Source organism: Arthrobacter sp. UYP6 (assembly GCF_040547315.1).
GTDB lineage: Bacteria > Actinomycetota > Actinomycetes > Actinomycetales > Micrococcaceae > Arthrobacter_B.
In genome coordinates this window covers 13,086-30,261 of sequence record NZ_JBEPPM010000003.1, presented here as the reverse complement: position 1 = coordinate 30,261, position 17,176 = coordinate 13,086, and the positions used below count along the sequence as shown (strand labels likewise).

Genomic DNA, 17,176 nt, shown 5'->3' with positions numbered 1-17,176 from the left:
CCTATTTGTCCCGGTTCCGGACGGCTTCGACAATCCGCTTGACGGCCTCTTCAACGGGTACGCCGTTGTCCTGGCTGCCGTCGCGGAAGCGGAAGGACACGGCGCCGGCGTCGGCGTCGTCGCCGCCGGCGATCAGGACAAAGGGAATCTTGTCCTTGGACGCGGTGCGGATCTTCTTCGGGAAGCGGTCGGTGCCGGTGTCCACCTGGGCGCGGATGCCCTGGGCCTTGAGCTTGTCCACCACGTCGAACATGTAATCGTTGAACGCCTCGGCCACGGGAATCCCGACTACCTGGACCGGTGCCAGCCAGGCCGGGAAGGCGCCGGCGTAGTGCTCGGTGAGCACGGCCATGAAGCGTTCCACAGAGCCGAACAGTGCGCGGTGGATCATGACCGGACGCTGGCGGGTGCCGTCGGCGGCCTGATATTCCAGTTCAAAGCGCTCGGGCAGGTTGAAGTCCAACTGGATGGTGGACATCTGCCAGGTACGGCCAATGGCGTCGCGGGCCTGCACGGAAATCTTGGGGCCATAGAAGGCTGCTCCACCCGGATCCGGAACCAAATCAAGGCCGGATTCTTCGGCTACCTCGGCGAGGGTGCGGGTGGCTTCCTCCCACACGTCGTCGGAGCCGACATACTTTTCCGGGTCCTTAGTGGAGAGCTCCAGATAGAAGTCATCCAGGCCGTAGTCCTTGAGCAGGTCCAGGACAAACTTCAGCGTGCTGGTCAGCTCGTCCTTCATCTGGTCGCGGGTGCAGTAGATGTGGGCGTCGTCCTGGGTCATGCCGCGCACCCGGGTCAGGCCGTGGATCACGCCGGACTTCTCGTAGCGGTACACGGAACCGAATTCGAACAGCCGCAGCGGAAGCTCGCGGTAGGACCGGCCGCGGGAGCGGAAGATCAGGTTGTGCATGGGGCAGTTCATCGGCTTCAGGTAGTAATCCTGGCCGGGCTTGATGACCTCGCCGGTCTCCGGGTCGGTGACTTCATCCACGTGCATGGGAGGGAACATGCCGTCGCGGTACCAGTCCAGGTGGCCGGAAACCTCGTACAGGTGGCCCTTGGTGATGTGCGGGGTGTAGACAAACTCGTAGCCGGCCTCGGTGTGCCGCTGGCGGGAGTAGTCCTCCATGGCCTTGCGGATGATGCCGCCCTTAGGGTGGAACACCGGCAGGCCCGACCCCAGCTCATCCGGGAAGGAGAACAGGTCCAGTTCGGTGCCCAGCTTCCGGTGGTCGCGGCGCTCGGCTTCGGCCAGCCGCTCCTGGTAGGCCTTCAGGGCGTCCTTGGTGGGCCAGGCGGTGCCGTAGATGCGCTGCAGCTGCTGGTTCTTCTGGTCGCCCAGCCAGTAGGCGGCGGAGGAACGGGTCAGCGCGAAGGCGTTGGAGATCAGTTTGGTATTGGGCAGGTGCGGGCCGCGGCACAGGTCGCACCAGACGACGTCGCCGGACTTGCGGTCCACGTTGTCGTAGATGGTGATTTCGCCGGCGCCAACCTCAATGTTCGCGCCCTCGCCTGCTTCGTCCGCGCCGTCCTTCTTGCCCAGCAGCTCCAGCTTGTACGGCTCATTGGCCATGGCTTCGCGGGCCTCGGCCTCGGTGACCACGCGGCGCGCAAACTTCTGGTTCGAGTTGATGATCTTCTGCATCATCTTCTCGAGCGTCTTCAGGTCCTCCGGCGTGAACGGCTCGGCCACGTCAAAGTCGAAGTAGAAACCGTCCTTGATGTACGGGCCAATGCCCAGCTTGGCGTCCGGGCGCAGCTGCTGCACGGCCTGGGCCATCACATGGGCGGTGGAGTGACGCAGCACGTTCAGGCCGTCTTCGGAGTCGATGGTCACAGCTTCAACGGCGGAGCCGGGGGCCAGCTCGGTGTCCAGATCCTTGAGGACACCGTCCACGCGCATGACGACGACGTCGCGGCGGTCGAAGAAGAGCTGAGCACCGGTGGTGCCAGTATCCACCGTGGTCTCTTCGTCGTTGACGATGAGGGTGAACTTCTCTGGCACTGACACGGTTGTCTCCTAGATTTCGTTGTACGGCGTCTTTTGGGCCGGCCAGGACGTGGTCGGCGCCTTCTGCGCCCCTTCGATGTTATCCGCTGGAGTTGGGCCCCACCAACCTGCCGCGCTGGGGACGGGGCAGCGGGAGTGAGGCAGTGTCCGCCAGATTCCATGCTTCAAGGGCCTGCAGGCTCATGCCGCGCTCCCCGGTGCGCCGGGTGAGCCCGCGGATCAACATCAGCTCGGTGCCGAAAAGCAGCGGCCCGGTTTTCTCCTGCGCCTCGGTGAAAAACGTGCAGTCCACGCAGCCGGTGCCGTCGTCGAGGCTGATGAACACCACGCGGCGACCGCCGCGCATGGGCGGAGTCTGGGTGGCCACCCGGATGCCGGCCACCAACACCTCGGAGCCGTTGCGCAGCTCTATCAGGTCGCGGGCCTTGGTGACGCCCAGTTCGGCCAGCAGCGGGCCGTAGCTGTCAATCAGGTGGGCGCTGACATCCACGGACAGCAGGTCCAGTTCAGTGCGCACCTTCTCACGCAGTGTTGGTTCCGGCAGTTCGGGCCGCAGGTTTTCCAGTTCGGTGTCACCCAGCGGCAGCGCCAGCTGTCCGGGAATGGGATCGTATTTCCGCGGTGCCGGGCGCGGCGGCGCAGTGTCCAGGTGGTGCAGCAGGTCCGCTCGGGAGGCGCCCGTTCCGGTTTGTTGGGCCAGCGGGTCGAAGGCCCCCAGCGCGGCCAGGCGCATCAGTGTGGCCCGCCCCACCTTGGCACGGGCACGCAGATCAGCCAGGGAGTCGTAGGGCTGGCCGGCGGTGATGCGCCGCAGTTCAGCTGCCGAGAGCCCGTAGATTCCGGCCAGGCTCAGCCGGATACCCAGTTTTTCGGGCTTGGCCGGATGGCCGGGCGCGGCCGGAACCGCCGGTACCCGTTCCACCCGATACTGCGCACCGCTGCGGTTGATGTCCAGGGGCAGGACGGGAATTCCCATCCGCCGGGCCTCCGCCACCAGCAGCCGGCGCGGATACATGCCGGGGTCGTGCTCAAAGATCCCGGCCAGGAATGCTTCGGGGTGGTGGGTCTTCAGCCAGGCCGACTGGTAGGTGGGCACTGCAAACGCGGCTCCGTGCGCTTTGCAGAAGCCAAAGCTGCCAAAGGCCTTCAGCGTGCCCCAGACCTTTTCGATGACCTCGGCGGTGTAGCCGCGCTTGGCTGCTTCGGTGCGGAAGTAATCCTCCACGGATTTTTCCGCATTCTCGTTGCCCAGCAGCCGTCGCAGCTCATCGGCCTTGGCCAGGCCGCAGCCGGTGAACACATCGAAGGTGCGCAGCACCTGTTCATGGAACACGGTCACCCCGTGCGTCTCTGCCAGAACCGGTCGCAGGGCCTCATGCGGATACACCTCCGGCGACCAGCCGTGCCGGTGTTCCAGGAACGGGCGGACCATGTCGGATTTCATGGGTCCGGGCCGGAACAGTGAGATGTCGATGATCAGGTCGTTGAACTCCCGCGGGGCGAGTTTGCCGATCAGTTCCCGCTGGCCCGGCGACTCGATCTGGAAGCATCCCAGGGTGTAGGTGCTGCAGATCAGGTCATACGTGGGCGCATCATCCAGCGGTACGGCGTCGAGGTCGATGGAACCGTCCGCCAGTACATAGTCCGGTCCCTTCCCCGTGGGCCCGGCGGGATGCGCACCGGCGCGTACGGTCTCTTCCTTGGTGGGATGCAGCCGCCGCACTTCCTGCAGGGCATAGGCCATGGCGCTTTGCATCCGCACGCCCAGCACATCGAGCTTGAGCATGCCCATAGGATCCATGTCGTGCTTGTCGAACTGGGACATGGGCAGGCCCAGGCCGGAGGGCTGCACCGGGGTGCGGTCCAGCAGGGACGTGTCTCCCAGGATCACACCGCAGGGGTGCATGGAAATGTGCCGGGGCAGCCGGTCCAGGCGCTCGGTCAGATCCACCAGCAGATCCAGCTGCCGGTTGCCCTCCACCCGGCCGGCAATCTCCCGCAGCTCGGGCTTTTCCGCGAGCGCCTCACGGAACTTCCGGGCGGAGAAACGCCACAGCTGTTTGGCCACGGCTCCAATGTCCTCCTCGGCCATACCCAGTGCCATCCCGGCGTCGCGCACCGCCCCGCGGGCCCGGTAGCCGTTCTGCATGCTCATCAGGGTGACCCGTTCCGCCCCGAAGCGTTCAAAGATGCGGTGGTAGACATTGTGCCGCTGGGCGCTTTCCACATCGATGTCGATGTCCGGCAGGGTGGAGCGGTCCCGGGAGAGGAACCGCTCAAAAATCAGGTCATGGGCCAGCGGATTCACGTGGCTGACACCCAGCAGATAATTCACCAGCGAAGAGGCTCCCGAGCCGCGCGCTGCGGCACGCACCCCCATGCCGGTGATCATGGCGGAGACCTCGGCGACGGTCAGGAAGTAGGAGGCGAACCCCAGCCGTTCAATGATGCCCAGCTCATGGGCCAGCCGGTTCCGCAGGCGCGCTTCGGCGCCCGGGTCCAGTGCCGGGAACCTGCGGCCAATGCCGGCTTCGCAGCGGCTCACCAGCTCCGCCATCGGTTCGGAGGTAATGCCGATTACCGAGGCTTCCGGAACCACCGGCTGCTTCCAGCCCATATCCTGCACGGGGTCCATCCGGCAGGCATCGGCGAGCGCTTCGGTGTCGCCCAGCATCCGGGCGGCACCGGCGGCCCCGTAACCGGCTTCGGCACTGATCTCGCGGGCAAGCGAGGTCATCTGCGCGGCACTTTTGAGCCAGCCCTGGCCATTGGGCTGCAGATCCGGAAGCCGTGCCATGGAGGTCAGCGCCCGGGCGGCGTCCAGGACATCGGCGGTGGCGGCGCCGTCGGCATCCACATAGCGCACCGCATTGGTGAGGATCGCCGGCAGCTGCATTTCATCAGCCAGCCGCAGCATCCGCACGGCATGGGCCAGGCTGAGGTTGCTTCCCGGCGCGCTGAGGTGGGCCACCACCTCCACGGCGAGCGCCCCGCGGGGCAGGAGGGCCTGCCAGCGGGCAAACAGCGTGCGGGCAACGGCGTAGCTGCGGCTGCGCATGGCGGTCCCGACGTCGGACCAGGGTCCCACCAGCACGGTCAGGACGGGTTCGGAGCCGTTGCCGCCGTGACCGCCTCCGTCGCTGCCGTCGTCGCCCGCTGCCCGCGCGGCCAGCTGCGCCAGCGTCACCCCCACCGGCTTACTGCCCTTGCGGGCAGCCGAGGCCGAGGTGCCGGCGTGGGCATCGGAAATCAGCCGGCACAGCGCCCGGTAGCCGGCACCGCTTCGCCGGCCGCGGGCCAAAACCACCACGCGTCCGCTGACCGACCGGACCCCGTTGGCATCGGGCTCCCCCAACACCGCAAGGTCCACCCCCACAATCGGATCAATTCCGGTGTCCATGCAGGCGCGCAGGTGCTTGACCGTTCCGTACAGTCCATCCCGGTCGGTGCAGGCGAGCGCGTCGGCACCGTCCGCAGCGGCGGCCTGCGCCATATCCTCCGGCCAGGAGACTCCGTAGTGGGCGCTGAACGCGGTGGCGGCATGAAGATGGGTGAAGCTCATGTCAGGGCAGTCCTAGGCGCTTTCCCGCAAGGCGTCATGAATGCGGATCAGGCGCCAGCGGCCGGAGCTGATGTCGTGGGAAAGATCCAGGGTGCGCAGCGGCGAGCGCGGGGTTTGCCGGGCCTGGACCCGCCAGATCTCCGAGTCCACCAGCCCGGGGCCGTGCCCGCGTTCGGCCCGGGCTTCCTCATCCCACCAGTTCCGGCGTTCGTACCAGCGCACCGGATCCGCTGCCACCTTATAGGTATGCCCTTGCCAGGACAGCCGCAGCGGCTGCCCGCCCAGAGAACACACCACCTCTACTGCTTCGCTGAAGACGCCCACGGCCGTCCTTTCTGTACCTGATAGCCAGCCGGCCCCGCACCCCGGCCACCGCCACGGTTGCCCTCAACCTGCCCGGGGAATACTGCTGAGGGCCAAGCTGGATCCGGCCGAAACCTCCACTGGAAATATTCGAACACATATTCGAATAGTTCCAGTGTACGGCCACCATCTGACAAAAGGGCCCGCTGACCGGCCCCCGTTATTCCGCTGCTGCCTCCACCCTGGATTGTGTAGACAGCGGTATCTCCTTGATGAACAGGCAGAGCACTCCGCCCAGCGCAACAATGGGCACACTGAGCAGGAAAATTGGCGGCAGTGCCTGCCCAAAGGCGCTGGCAATAACGTCCTGCACCGGCACCGGCAACCCGTGAAGCAGGGAAGGACTCAGCGAATTGATGCTCCCGCCGGGAACGGCCGCTGCAACACTGGCAGGCGCACCGGCCAGCTGGTCTGCAAGCCGGTGAATAAAAATGGATCCGAAAGCGGCGATGCCGAAGGATGCGCCGATCTGCCGGAAGTAGTTCGCAGAAGAGATGGCTGTTCCCATGTCCTTGCCCGGCACACTGTTCTGCACAATCAGCACCAGGTTCTGCATCAGGGCGCCGATCCCCATGCCCAGCACTGCCATCCCCATAGCTGTGAACCAGTACGGCGTCGATTCAGAAATCCTCGAGAGGAGAATCAACCCGACAATCACCAAGGCACACCCTGCAATGGGATAAATCTTGTAGCGGCCGGTGCGTGAGATCAGCTGACCGGTACCAATTGAGGTCAGCAGCAGCCCGCCCATCATCGGCAGCATCATCAGCCCCGATTGCGTGGCGCTGGCACCGTTGACCATCTGCAGGAACGTGGGCAGGTAGGAAATGGTGGAGAACATGGCTATGCCTACTGCGATGCCCACCAGGACCGGCAGGAGGAAATTCCGCAGCCGGAACAGGCCCAGCGGCAGGATTGGCTCGCTGGCACGCTGCTCAGCCCGGATAAAACCCGCAGCGGCGGCTAGAGCCAGCGCGGAAAGCCCGAGGATCTGCGGGCTGTACCAGTCGTAGGTAGTTCCACCCCAGCTGGTGACCAGGATCAGCGCTGTCGAAGCGATCGCCAGCAGTGCCGCGCCGGGATAGTCCAGCTGTACCCGCCGCGCCGGGTGCTTGGGCAGATGCAGGGAGGTGATCACCACAAACAGGGCCACCGCGCCAATGGGCACATTGATGTAAAACACCCACCGCCAGGACCAGGAATCAGTGATCCAGCCGCCCAGCAGCGGACCGCCAACGGATGCCAGGCCAAAGGCGGCACCGATCAGCCCCATGTAACGGCCGCGTTCACGCGGGGATACAAGGTCCCCGATAATTGCCTGCGCCCCGATCATGAGCCCGCCGCCGCCGATGCCCTGCAGCGCCCGGAAAGCAATCAACTGGCCCATGCTCTGAGCCAGGCCAGAGAGCATGGAACCAATGAGGAACACCACAATCGCGAAGATGAAGATGTTCTTGCGGCCGTAGAGGTCTCCCAGCTTGCCGTAGATAGGAAGTCCGATGGTTGCCGCCAGGATATAGGCGGTCACCACCCAGGACAGGTGCTCCAGCCCGTTCAGGTCCCCCACGATAGTGGGCAGTGCTGTGGCGACGATCGTCTGGTCCAGTGCTGCCAGCAGAACCGAGAGCACCAGTCCGGTAAAAACCAGGGTCCGGTTCCGGCGTTTGGCCGGGTCCTCCGGACCGGTGGGAGAGCCCGCCTGCCCGGGAGGGCCTCCGGAACCGTCCGACGCCGTCGTTGCATCGGATGCCGTAGCCGTACCGGGCACCGTAGCGGCAACGGAAGAGGACATCTGGGAGGCACCGGCGGCTGCCGCGGCGGCAGAAGCCATCTGCACGGAGCGGTGCATCTCTTCCGGGGACATGCGGTGCCGGGGAAGCCTGCGTTCCACCGGGGAAGCCGCTCCGGCTGGGGTTACCCCGGGCAGCGCTGCCGCATGTGCTGCGCTCTGTCTGCGCGTCATGAATATACACCGATCTGCAGTGAGGTTTGTCTCTTAAATAGCTGAAACGTTCAACGCGGCGACTGCGTGCCCAGCTGAACATTAGCGCTGGTGGAGAGCGGAATCTGCTTGATGAACAGGGTCAGGACCAGCCCTGCGCCCAGGGCCGGAATGCCGAGCAGGAAGATCGGCGGCAGGGCATCTCCGAAGGCCTGCGCGATGAAGTCCCGCACCGGGGCCGGGAGGGTTTTCAGTTCGGACGGACTGATTGAATTCACTCCGTTGCGGAGCACACCCGCAGCCTGCGCCGGGGCGTCAGCCACCTGGTCATTCAGGCGCTTGATGAAGAATGAGCCGAACACCGCGATTCCCAGCGATCCGCCCATCTGCCGGAAGTAGTTGGCCGAGGAGACCCCGGTGCCCATGTCCTGCACGGGCACGCTGTTCTGCACAATCAGTACCAGGTTCTGCATCAGGGCGCCGATGCCCAGGCCCAGCACAAACATGCCCAGGGCGGTGAATCCGTACGGCGTGGTGTTGGAAATCCGGGACAGGAGCAGAAGTCCGATGATCATGACGGCAGTGCCGAGGATGGGGTGAATCTTGTATCTGCCGGTGCGCGAGATCAGCTGCCCGGTGCCGATGGACGTGATCAGCAGGCCTGCCGTCATCGGCAGCATCATCAGCCCGGACATGGTGGCCGAGGCGCCGTTGACCATCTGCAGGAAGGTGGGCAGATAGGAGATGCTGCCGAACATCGCCAGCCCCACCGACAGGCCCACCAGGGTGCACACCAGGAAATTGCGGTTGCGGAAGAGCCGCAGCGGCAGGATCGGTTCCCTGGCCCGCAGCTCCACCGGGATGAAGAGCGCCACGCCGACGGCGGCAGCGGCGCCCAGTCCCAGGATGGTTGGCGAGGTCCAGGCATAGGTGGTGCCGCCCCAGCTGGTCAGCATCACCAGCGCGGAGCTGACCAGGGCCAGCAGCGCGGCGCCGAGGTAGTCCAGCGGCGGACGCGGTCCGGATCGCACCGGCAGGTGCAGGGAGGTGATGATGACAACCAAGGCGAGAAGGCCCAGCGGAAGGTTGATGTAGAAGACCCACCGCCAGGACCAGTACTCGGTCAGGTAGCCGCCAATCAGCGGCCCGCTCACCGAGGCCAGCCCAAAGGCTGCGCCAATCAGCCCCATGTACCGGCCGCGCTCGCGGGCGGAGACAAGGTCGCCGATGATGGCCTGCGCGCCGATGATCAGCCCGCCGCCGCCCACACCCTGGATGGCGCGGTACGTGATCAGCTCGGCCATGCTGTGCGCCTGTCCCGACAGGGCTGAGCCGATCAGAAACACGATAATCGCAAAGACAAAGATGTTCTTGCGTCCCAGCAGGTCACCGAGCTTGCCGTAGATCGGCAGCCCGATGGTGGAGGTGAGCAGGTAAGCGGTAATCACCCAGGACAGGTGATCCAGGCCCTGCAGGTCCCCCACGATGGTGGGAAGCGCGGTGGACACGATGGTCTGGTCCAGGGCGGAAATCAGTACGGCCAGGATCAGGCCGGCGAAGACCAGTGCGATTTGCCGCCGGGTATGCGGCGACGGGGCTACCCCGGCCGTCATGGCGGGCGGCTGACCGTCGCCTCCTGCGGCGGAGCCGGCTGTTGTGGGCGGGGCCGGGGTCCTCAGCAGATAGGACGACGCCGGTGAACCCAGATCAGTTGCTGCCCGGGCTCCGGGATGGGTGGCTTCGGCTCCGTGGGCGGTAAATTTGGCGGCCATGACGCTCCTAGGGAAGTCGTCCGCAATGAGTGCCGAACCAAACGGCACTTTCCATCAGACGCCCCGAGCGCAACCGAGTCAACGGCGCAGGGCCGCCTCCGGGCTGGACCGCACGTCCTGCCCCAAATGCCGCCGCTACCGGCAGGCGCCGGAGCTGCGGAGAACGAGAAGTCACCTGCCCAGGGAGCTGGTCACTGCCTCCGGCGTTGTTCCACGGCTATCAGAGGGGCAAACTGGCACTAATGCGGACCGACCATGGTGTTGAAGCCGCCGGGTTCCACGATTTCTCTCGGGGTACGCCATGAACCACACGATGAGTATCATTTTTCGCGCCATACCGCTCCTGATGGGCGCGCTCTGCCTGTCCTACGGCCTCTATATCCTGGCCGGACCGAACGATGCCGGCCACTTTGTCGCCGGACACGTCAACGCCGGACTGACCGCCATCTGTTACGCACTGTTCACTACGGCAGCCACCATCATCAGGCAGCTCATCAACAGCTATGGGCGCGTGTGGGAGATCATTTTGCCCCTCTCCGGCTACGTGGTTGCCGCCGCCGCCATCATCTGGGGCATCGTGCTGGCCAACCGAGAGAACACCGCGGCGGAGAACCTCACGGCGGGCTTCGTGGTGATCGGCGTCGGCTTGGTCGCCGCGTGCGTCAGCACCGTCGCGGCCGCCTCCACGAAATTCTCGCTGATCCAGTCCGCACAGTTACTCGATCCTCTGGGCGGCCCGCCGGACGGCGCCCACTCCCGGGCCGTTGGCGCCCTACTGATCGCAGTTCCGCTGGTGGCCGCCGTCGTCGGGCTCTCCCTTGCAACCGGCCTGCTGGTGCGCTCAGACACCCCCGGATTCGTTGCCGGCCACGTCATGATCGGTCTGTCGGCCATCTGCACGGCGCTGATCTCTCTCGTCGCGAGCATCGTGCGCCAGGTGCGCAACGTATTCAGCGATGCCGAGCGTTTCGCCTGGGCCTGGCTCGTCGCTGCCGCAGGCACGGTCAACATACTGCTCGGATTATTTGTGCTGTTCAGCTCAAACGAGCCCTATCGGCTGGCCCCGGGATGCGTGCTGATCGGCCTCGGGCTGATCTGCTTCAGCATCCTGTCCAAAGTGCTGCTGCTCGCCCTCGTCTGGCGCCGCACATTTGCCCTGGCCAATCGCATCCCCCTCATGCCCATAGGAACAGCGCTCACCTGTCTGTTCTTCGCCGCGTTCCTCTTTGAAGCCGCAGGCACAGACCCTGCATTCTTTGTCGATGCGCATGTGCTGGTTGGACTCGGAGCTGTCTGCTTCACGCTCTTCTCCATCGTGTCGATCCTCGAAGCGGGGACATCGGAGTAACAGGGCAGCTGTCACATCAGCGGCCGAGTCAACAGGAACTGCTCAGCTGGCAAACTCCCAGCCGTCTGCAGGCCGTGGGCTGGCCAACCAGTACCGTGAGCCCTCCGGATTACGCCTGACGATGCCCTCATCCACCAGGTAACGCCGGACGCCGGCCGGATCCTCCGAGTAGTGGCCCAGGCGTTCGGTGATCTCCCGTTCGTTCATCACCGGCGCCTCTCCGGGAGGTGCCGGGGCCGTTTCGAAGACGTGCCCGGCCACGTAGTGGAGCAGCTCCAGCCGATCCGCCTGCCGCCGGGGGTACGCACAGATTTTTCCGTTGACGAGGAACCTGCGCGCCGAGGTTTCCGGCGCCTCTTTGCCGCTGGCCAGCAACCGGGCAAACACACCGCTGACCGGCTGGACATCGCAGGCACCCGAGGAGACCAGCCCGGCTTTCTGCAGGGCGGTCAGCGATTTGCGTTCCTTGGGCTCCAGATCCTGTCCATCCAGGGGCGCTCCCCGCTCCGCAGCCGTGATGATCCGCGCGTAGAGCTTCAGCCTGCGTTCATCGGCGAGCGCAGCTGCAACGGCCCGCCACTGGTCCGATGCCGTTTGTTCCGGGGCAGTGATATTAGCTGCCGGCCGCTCCTGTTCCATTGCTGCCTCTTCCCCTGGGTGCGTGCTGTGCCGGTGCAGGGCACGTCTGACGTGTAAGTACCGTACCCCACGCCGTAGCGACCGGCAGCAGGTCCGGTTAGCTGCGCGAAAAGGCGTCCAGCTTGGCCTGCACCTCCGCCCGGCGGCGTACCTTCAGCTCGTAGCCAATAAAGGCGTCAATCATGGCGCGGTAGGTGGCTTCCACCACCGTGGGGTCCCCGTCCTGTGCTTCGGCGGTGGCGCGCACGTGTTCGAGGACTTCCTCGACCCGCTCGGGAGCCAACACCTCGGCGTCGTTGTCCTTGAGGGAACCGGCAAGACGCACCAGCCGCTCCCGGCGCCAGATCAGCGCCACGATCTCCTCATCAATCTCATCTATGGCGGTGCGTACATCGTCCAGCTGACAGGTCATGGATCGTTGATGATCAAGGGTTTCCATGGTTTTAGACTAGCGGGCCTCAGAGTGTCCGCCCCGCTACGGAACGTGCGGGGCAGCAGTTGAATGCCCAGCGGCACCCGGCCGGTGCTGCCCCGGGCGCTCCCGGGAGAGCTTTGAAGGCCACCAGATCTTGCGGCCAATGTCATAGGAAAGGGCGGGGACCAGCAGGGAGCGCACCACCAGAGTGTCCAGCAACACCCCGAAGGCCACCATGAAGGCCAGCTGTGCCAGGAACAGCACCGGAATCACGCCCAGCGCCGCAAACGTCGCGGCCAGCACAATGCCGGCGCTGGAGATGACGCTGCCGGTAATCATCAGTCCGCGGATCACCCCCTCGTGGGTGCCGTGCATCAGGCTCTCCTCCCGCACTCTGGTCATGAGGAAGATGTTGTAGTCCACGCCTAGGGCCACCAGAAAAATAAACCCGAAGAGCGGCACGGCCGGGTCCGCTCCGGGGAAGTCCAAAACGTGGTTGAACACCAGGGCAGAGACGCCAAGAGTCGCACCGAAGGACAGCAGCACGGTCAGGATCAGCAGGACGGGCGCCAGGATGGAGCGCAGCAGGAGCATCAGCAGGAAGAGGATCACCACCAGCACCACGGGAATGATCAGGTCCCGGTCATGGGTGGCTGCGGCGTTGGTGTCGATGGTGGTGGCCGTGACGCCGCCGATCAGCACGCCGTCGATGTCCGAGACATCATCGCGCATGGTTTGCACGGTCTGCTCAGCGGCATCGGACTCGGCGGCATTGGTCAGGGTGGCTTCCATCAGCACCTTGCCGTCCACCACCTTTGGTTCACCCGCGGAGCCGGGCACCGGTGAGGCCTGGACGCCGTCGGCCGTGACCGGCAGGCTTCCTGTCGGAGTTCCGGTGGCGTCCACGGCGAGGGATTCCACGCCGGAGACGTTCAGCACCGTGCGGGCAACGTCGTCGAGCTTGTCTTCCGGAGCCACAATCAGGACCGGGCTGCCGGAACCGGAGGGGAAATGCTCGCCGAGCACCTGCTGGCCCTCCTTCGCGTCCGTTTGCCCCAGCACAAAGTCGCTTTGCGGAACTCCCGAGGCCCGCAGCTGCAGCATCCCCGTGGCCGCAATCAGCAGCACCACTGCGGGGATGACCCAGACCCGGCGCGGATGCGCCTTGATGATCCGCGCGACCCGAGGCCAGATGCCCTTGGGGTCGTTGCCGTCGCGATCCGGATGCGGGGACCCGAACTGCGGCCGCCGGGGCCAGAAGGCGGCACGTCCGGTCAGCATCAACAGCGCCGGCAGCAGCGTCATCGCGGCGAGGAAGGCGAAGCCAATTCCGATTGCGGCCACCGGACCCAGCGCCTTGTTGGAGTTCAGGTCGCTCAGCAGCAGGCACAGCAGGCCCGCGGTGACGGTGGCCGCCGAGGCCAGCACCGGTTCAATGGTCCCCTTCAATGCTGCCCGCGTGGCGTCCCATCTGCCGGAGTGGTCCCGCAGCGACTCCCGGTAGCGGGAGACATAGAGCAGCGAATAATCGGTGGCCGCGCCGATGCCCAGGATGAACAGGATGCCCTGCACCTGGCCGTTCAGGGTCAGGAATCCGCCCTTGGCCAAGTAGAAGACCACCAGAATTGCTGCCGAGAGGGCCAGGAGGGACGTCATCAGCACCAGGATTGGCAGCAGCGGGGAACGGTAGACAATCACCAGGATCACAAACACTGCCAACCCCGCCACCAGCACAAGCGAAGTGTCGATCCCCCCGAAAGCCTCGGTGATGTCAGCCAGCTGTCCGGCGGGCCCGGTGACGTAGCCGGACAATCCGGGGGGAATGCCGTCCGCGATCACGGTGCGCAGCTCTTGGACCGTAGTTGCTGCTTCGTCCGTGTCCAGGACCGGAACAAAGATTTCCGCAGCCTTGCCGTCCGTGGAGATCTGTGCCGGGGAGACTCCGCCGGCGACTCCCGGGACTTTGGCTAGTGCCGTGACCCGGCCGTCGATGAAGCTGCGGTCCTGCTGCGTGAGGCCGGCATCGTTCACGTAGACAATCACGGCGGGAATCGCGTCGCTGTCAGTGAATTCCTTTTGCAGCTCCGCCACCTGCGTGGAGTCGGAGCTGGCCGGCAGGTAGGACGCCTGGTTGTTGTCGGCCACTTCGCTGATCTTGCCGAAATAGGGTCCGCCGATTCCTCCGACCGTCAGCCAGACCAGGATCAGCACCACGGGAATCAGAAAACGGGCCCAGCCCGTGCGCCGGTCTGTCCGGCCGCCGTCGGGCCCCTCACCATTAGGGCTCCCGCCAGCGGGGCTCTGCGTGGCCGCGGAGCCGACCCGGTGACTGCCGGCAGGTTGACGGGGTGCTGATGCATTCCGGGCCATAACTCCATGACAGCCCCGCCCGGCAGCGGCGTCAACGGTGCCCGGGCGTTCACGCCCTTTCCCGGGATGTAAAAAAGGAACATATTGGGCCGGCAGTGGCAGGATCAGGGAATGAAACCTTCTTTGTCCGTGATGACCGTTGGCGTGCGGGATCTCGAGGTTACCTACGCGTTCTATACCTCCAGGCTGGGCTGGGAAGCCGCCCAGTATGTTCCCGAAGAAGTGATCTTCTACCAGGTGGGCCACGGCCTGCTGCTGGCGTTTTTCCGCCGTGACCATCTGGCCGCCGAAGCCGGACCCATGGGAGAGGCAGGTGCCGCTCCGGTCACCCTGGGCCACAACGTGGCGTCCCCCGCAGAAGTGGACGCTGTCCTGGCTGAAGCCGCCGCAGCCGGCGGTTCCATCTCGGCTCCGGGAACGCAGATGAGCTGGGGCGGTTATTCGGGCTACTTCACCGATCCCGACGGTTACCGGTGGGAGGTTTGCTACAACCCCGGCTTGAGCGTCGATGAGAAGGGAAACGTGACCCTTGACGTGGCTGAGGTCATGGAGCCGCTGGAGGCCGATCCGGGTCCAGCGGGAGCCATGAGCGGACAGCCCGGCTAGACCTAGTCCAGTCCTTCGAAGATGTCGCCCAGCAGCGTTGCCCCGGGCGGGGCCGGCGGCCAGGCAATGACCAGCGGTTCAACCCCTACGGCACGCGTCCAGCGGGCATCCTCCTCCGCTTCCAGGGGCACTCCGGGTGAGACCGCGCTGCGCTGTGACCGGTGTTCCATCAGCCCCGCGACCACCCGCTGCGCCACGCTGCTGACGTCCACCTCAATGCCGATCTGCTCGTCCGGAACCGGATGTAGGTCATACAGCCGTTCCTCGTTCCAAGGGGCAAGGCCGTGCCGGAGCCGGCTTCGGTTCCAGCGTTCCCAGGACGGCGCCGTGCAGCAGACGCCGCATCCCGGAACCGCCGCCGTCGCGCAGGCGGTCGAAGGCAGCATCTGTGGCGGCTCCAACGGCAACATGGTCCGGATGGCCGGTGATCCCGTCGGGCCCAAAGGTGGCGACGACGTCGGGCCGTTCCTGAGCCAGGATCCCGCCGATGCGTTCCGCGAGTTCGGCAAGCGGTACCCGGTTGAGCGTGCCGTCCTCGTACCCCAGCCACTCGTGGCGGTCCGGCGGCCGGCCGTGAGCGGTCCAGGCGGCGTCCAATTCGCGTCGTCGAATCTGGCCCAGGGGTTCATGCAGCGGTGGATAGGAAGGGTCAGTCTGGCCACCGCCGCCGTCGGTCGCGTGGACCAGGATGAAACGGAACCCGGGATCATGTTCGTGCAGAGCCACCGTTCCGGCCAACCCGTAGGCGTCATCATCGGGATGCGCAACTACTAGGGCAAGGACGTGTGATGAGTCCATTCCGGTACCTCCCCGCAGGCAGTGCGGTCAGCTTCTTCCTTATCTACCTGTCCCAGCGTAGAACGTCCGTCTAGAACAGTGCGGGCTCGGCTCCTGTCTCAGGGGTCGGAGCCGCCAGGAGCTCCGGCCCGTCGTTGCGCACGCTTCCCACGGCCGGCCCCACTTCGTTCAGAGTCCAGCGTGCTGCCTCGCCATGGGCTTCGGCGAGAACCCGGCGAACCAGCGCCCCCGCGTTAGGCGCAGCAGGGTCCAGCCACGCCGCCATCGTGTCCCGGCTGAGCGGCATCGGCAGCCGATCGTGCAGCTCCCCCAGTTCCGCGAGCACCTCGGGCTGCCCGGCACTGCGGATTACCTCCGGGTCCGGGGCCGCAGTCGTCAGGATCGACGTCGAGAGCAGCCAGCTGCCCGGCTCCCCCGGAGCCTTCGCCGGGTCGCGCCACCACTCGTAAAGTCCGGCGAAAAACGTCAGCGCCCCGTCCGCACGCCGCACATAGTGAGGCCGTTTGGTTTTTCCCGGCCCCGATTTCCACTCGTAGTACCCCTGCACCGGCACCGCGCAGCGGCGCGAGACGACGGCGTCGCGGAAGGTCGGCTTCTCCAGCACCGTTTCGCTGCGTGCGTTGAACGCCCGAGCCCCCGCCGAAGCGTCCTTTGCCCATCCCGGCACCAGTCCCCACTGCGCCACATGAACCTGCCGCACCGGGCCGCGGTTCACGGGTCCGCCGATATACCGTTCCAGCACCACCGGGACGTCCGACGTCGGCGCCACATTCCAGGATTGGCGCAGCTCCAGATTGGCATCAGCTTCTGCCTCGGCCTCCGCAACCAGGTCCGCCGTGGTCTTCGCCATTACGTAACGTCCGCACATGCTTCAAGTTTGCCCTGCCTTAGGCTCGGATGTGCACCAGGGCGTCAGCAGGCGCGCAGGTGCCGCCTGGGTCGACTTTCCGCTGCGGGAGGCTGGGGAATTGAACCGGTGCCCCGGCGGTTGTACCCGGCAGTCCCTGTTTCTCAGCACATAAAGGAGCCTTCCATGGCCGCCACAGCAGAAGCTTTCACCCCCGACGCCGGTTCCATCACCATGTTTTCCACCTCCTGGTGCGGTTACTGCCGACGCCTGAAGTCTCAGCTGGATGCTGCCGGAATCGGCTACAACGAGGTCAATATCGAAGACGTGGACGGCACCGCGGAACTCGTGGCCGAAATCAACGGCGGCAACCAGACCGTGCCCACCGTGATCTTCCCGGACGGCTCGTCGGCCACCAACCCCTCCGCCGCCGAAGTCAAGGCCCGCCTGGGCGTCTGAGCCCCATTCCGCAGAGGGTCACTTCCTGATCCTTCGTAAGT

Annotated in this window: 14 protein-coding genes; 3 read left to right on the top strand and 11 right to left on the bottom strand. The window is 65.5% G+C overall.

The annotated features are described in order from the left end of the window. Position 1: 1 nt before the first annotated feature. The 5 genes from thrS to ABIB35_RS03190 form a co-directional block, all read right to left on the bottom strand. The gene (gene thrS / locus ABIB35_RS03210) at positions 2–2,014 is read right to left on the bottom strand and encodes a threonine--tRNA ligase (RefSeq protein WP_354178857.1); all 2,013 of its coding nucleotides are present in this window, start codon (positions 2,012–2,014) and stop codon (positions 2–4) included. Between the two features lie 79 nt (positions 2,015–2,093). Beyond that, positions 2,094–5,576 (bottom strand): DNA polymerase III subunit alpha, encoded by a 3,483-nt coding sequence (locus ABIB35_RS03205; protein ID WP_354178855.1) that lies wholly within the window; start codon positions 5,574–5,576, stop codon positions 2,094–2,096. A gap of 12 nt (positions 5,577–5,588) precedes the next feature. Further along, positions 5,589–5,900: a DUF6504 family protein gene (locus ABIB35_RS03200; protein ID WP_354178853.1), complete on the bottom strand. Its 312-nt coding sequence runs from the start codon at positions 5,898–5,900 to the stop codon at positions 5,589–5,591. A 199-nt stretch (positions 5,901–6,099) separates the two neighbouring features. Further along, the gene (locus ABIB35_RS03195) at positions 6,100–7,902 is read right to left on the bottom strand and encodes an MDR family MFS transporter (protein ID WP_354178851.1); all 1,803 of its coding nucleotides are present in this window, start codon (positions 7,900–7,902) and stop codon (positions 6,100–6,102) included. Positions 7,903–7,952: 50 nt separating this feature from the next. Further along, positions 7,953–9,653, bottom strand: coding sequence for an MDR family MFS transporter (locus ABIB35_RS03190; RefSeq protein ID WP_354178850.1), 1,701 nt, complete (start codon positions 9,651–9,653; stop codon positions 7,953–7,955). A 313-nt stretch (positions 9,654–9,966) separates the two neighbouring features. Here ABIB35_RS03190 and ABIB35_RS03185 point away from each other — a divergent pair, with 313 nt between their 5' ends. Continuing rightward, complete coding sequence (locus tag ABIB35_RS03185; protein ID WP_354178849.1) at positions 9,967–11,001, top strand: DUF2776 family protein; 1,035 nt, start codon at positions 9,967–9,969, stop codon at positions 10,999–11,001. 42 nt (positions 11,002–11,043) lie between these two features. Here the strand turns inward: ABIB35_RS03185 and ABIB35_RS03180 are convergent, their stop codons facing one another. The 3 genes from ABIB35_RS03180 to ABIB35_RS03170 all read right to left on the bottom strand — a co-directional run bounded on the left by ABIB35_RS03180 (position 11,044) and on the right by ABIB35_RS03170 (position 14,425). Then, entirely contained in the window at positions 11,044–11,640 is a 597-nt protein-coding gene (locus tag ABIB35_RS03180) for a DUF2087 domain-containing protein (RefSeq protein ID WP_354178848.1), read from the bottom strand. 97 nt (positions 11,641–11,737) lie between these two features. Beyond that, positions 11,738–12,079: a chorismate mutase gene (locus tag ABIB35_RS03175; protein ID WP_354178846.1), complete on the bottom strand. Its 342-nt coding sequence runs from the start codon at positions 12,077–12,079 to the stop codon at positions 11,738–11,740. A gap of 36 nt (positions 12,080–12,115) precedes the next feature. Next, positions 12,116–14,425: an MMPL family transporter gene (locus ABIB35_RS03170; RefSeq protein ID WP_354178844.1), complete on the bottom strand. Its 2,310-nt coding sequence runs from the start codon at positions 14,423–14,425 to the stop codon at positions 12,116–12,118. A 111-nt stretch (positions 14,426–14,536) separates the two neighbouring features. On the opposite strand from ABIB35_RS03170, the gene ABIB35_RS03165 reads away from it, so the two are divergent. Then, the gene (locus ABIB35_RS03165; protein ID WP_354178842.1) at positions 14,537–15,031 is read left to right on the top strand and encodes a VOC family protein; all 495 of its coding nucleotides are present in this window, start codon (positions 14,537–14,539) and stop codon (positions 15,029–15,031) included. Positions 15,032–15,033: 2 nt separating this feature from the next. Here the strand turns inward: ABIB35_RS03165 and ABIB35_RS03160 are convergent, their stop codons facing one another. The 3 genes from ABIB35_RS03160 to ABIB35_RS03150 form a co-directional block, all read right to left on the bottom strand. Continuing rightward, positions 15,034–15,243 carry a hypothetical protein gene (locus ABIB35_RS03160; protein WP_354178840.1) on the bottom strand — a complete coding sequence of 70 codons (210 nt, stop codon included), beginning with the start codon at positions 15,241–15,243 and terminating at the stop codon, positions 15,034–15,036. Positions 15,244–15,280: 37 nt separating this feature from the next. Next, positions 15,281–15,829: a PIG-L deacetylase family protein gene (locus tag ABIB35_RS03155; protein ID WP_354178838.1), complete on the bottom strand. Its 549-nt coding sequence runs from the start codon at positions 15,827–15,829 to the stop codon at positions 15,281–15,283. Between the two features lie 70 nt (positions 15,830–15,899). Continuing rightward, on the bottom strand, positions 15,900–16,697 hold the full coding sequence (locus tag ABIB35_RS03150; protein ID WP_354178836.1) for an SOS response-associated peptidase: 798 nt from the start codon (positions 16,695–16,697) through the stop codon (positions 15,900–15,902). A 165-nt stretch (positions 16,698–16,862) separates the two neighbouring features. Here ABIB35_RS03150 and ABIB35_RS03145 point away from each other — a divergent pair, with 165 nt between their 5' ends. Continuing rightward, positions 16,863–17,135 (top strand): mycoredoxin, encoded by a 273-nt coding sequence (locus tag ABIB35_RS03145; protein ID WP_354178834.1) that lies wholly within the window; start codon positions 16,863–16,865, stop codon positions 17,133–17,135. Positions 17,136–17,176 lie beyond the last annotated feature (41 nt).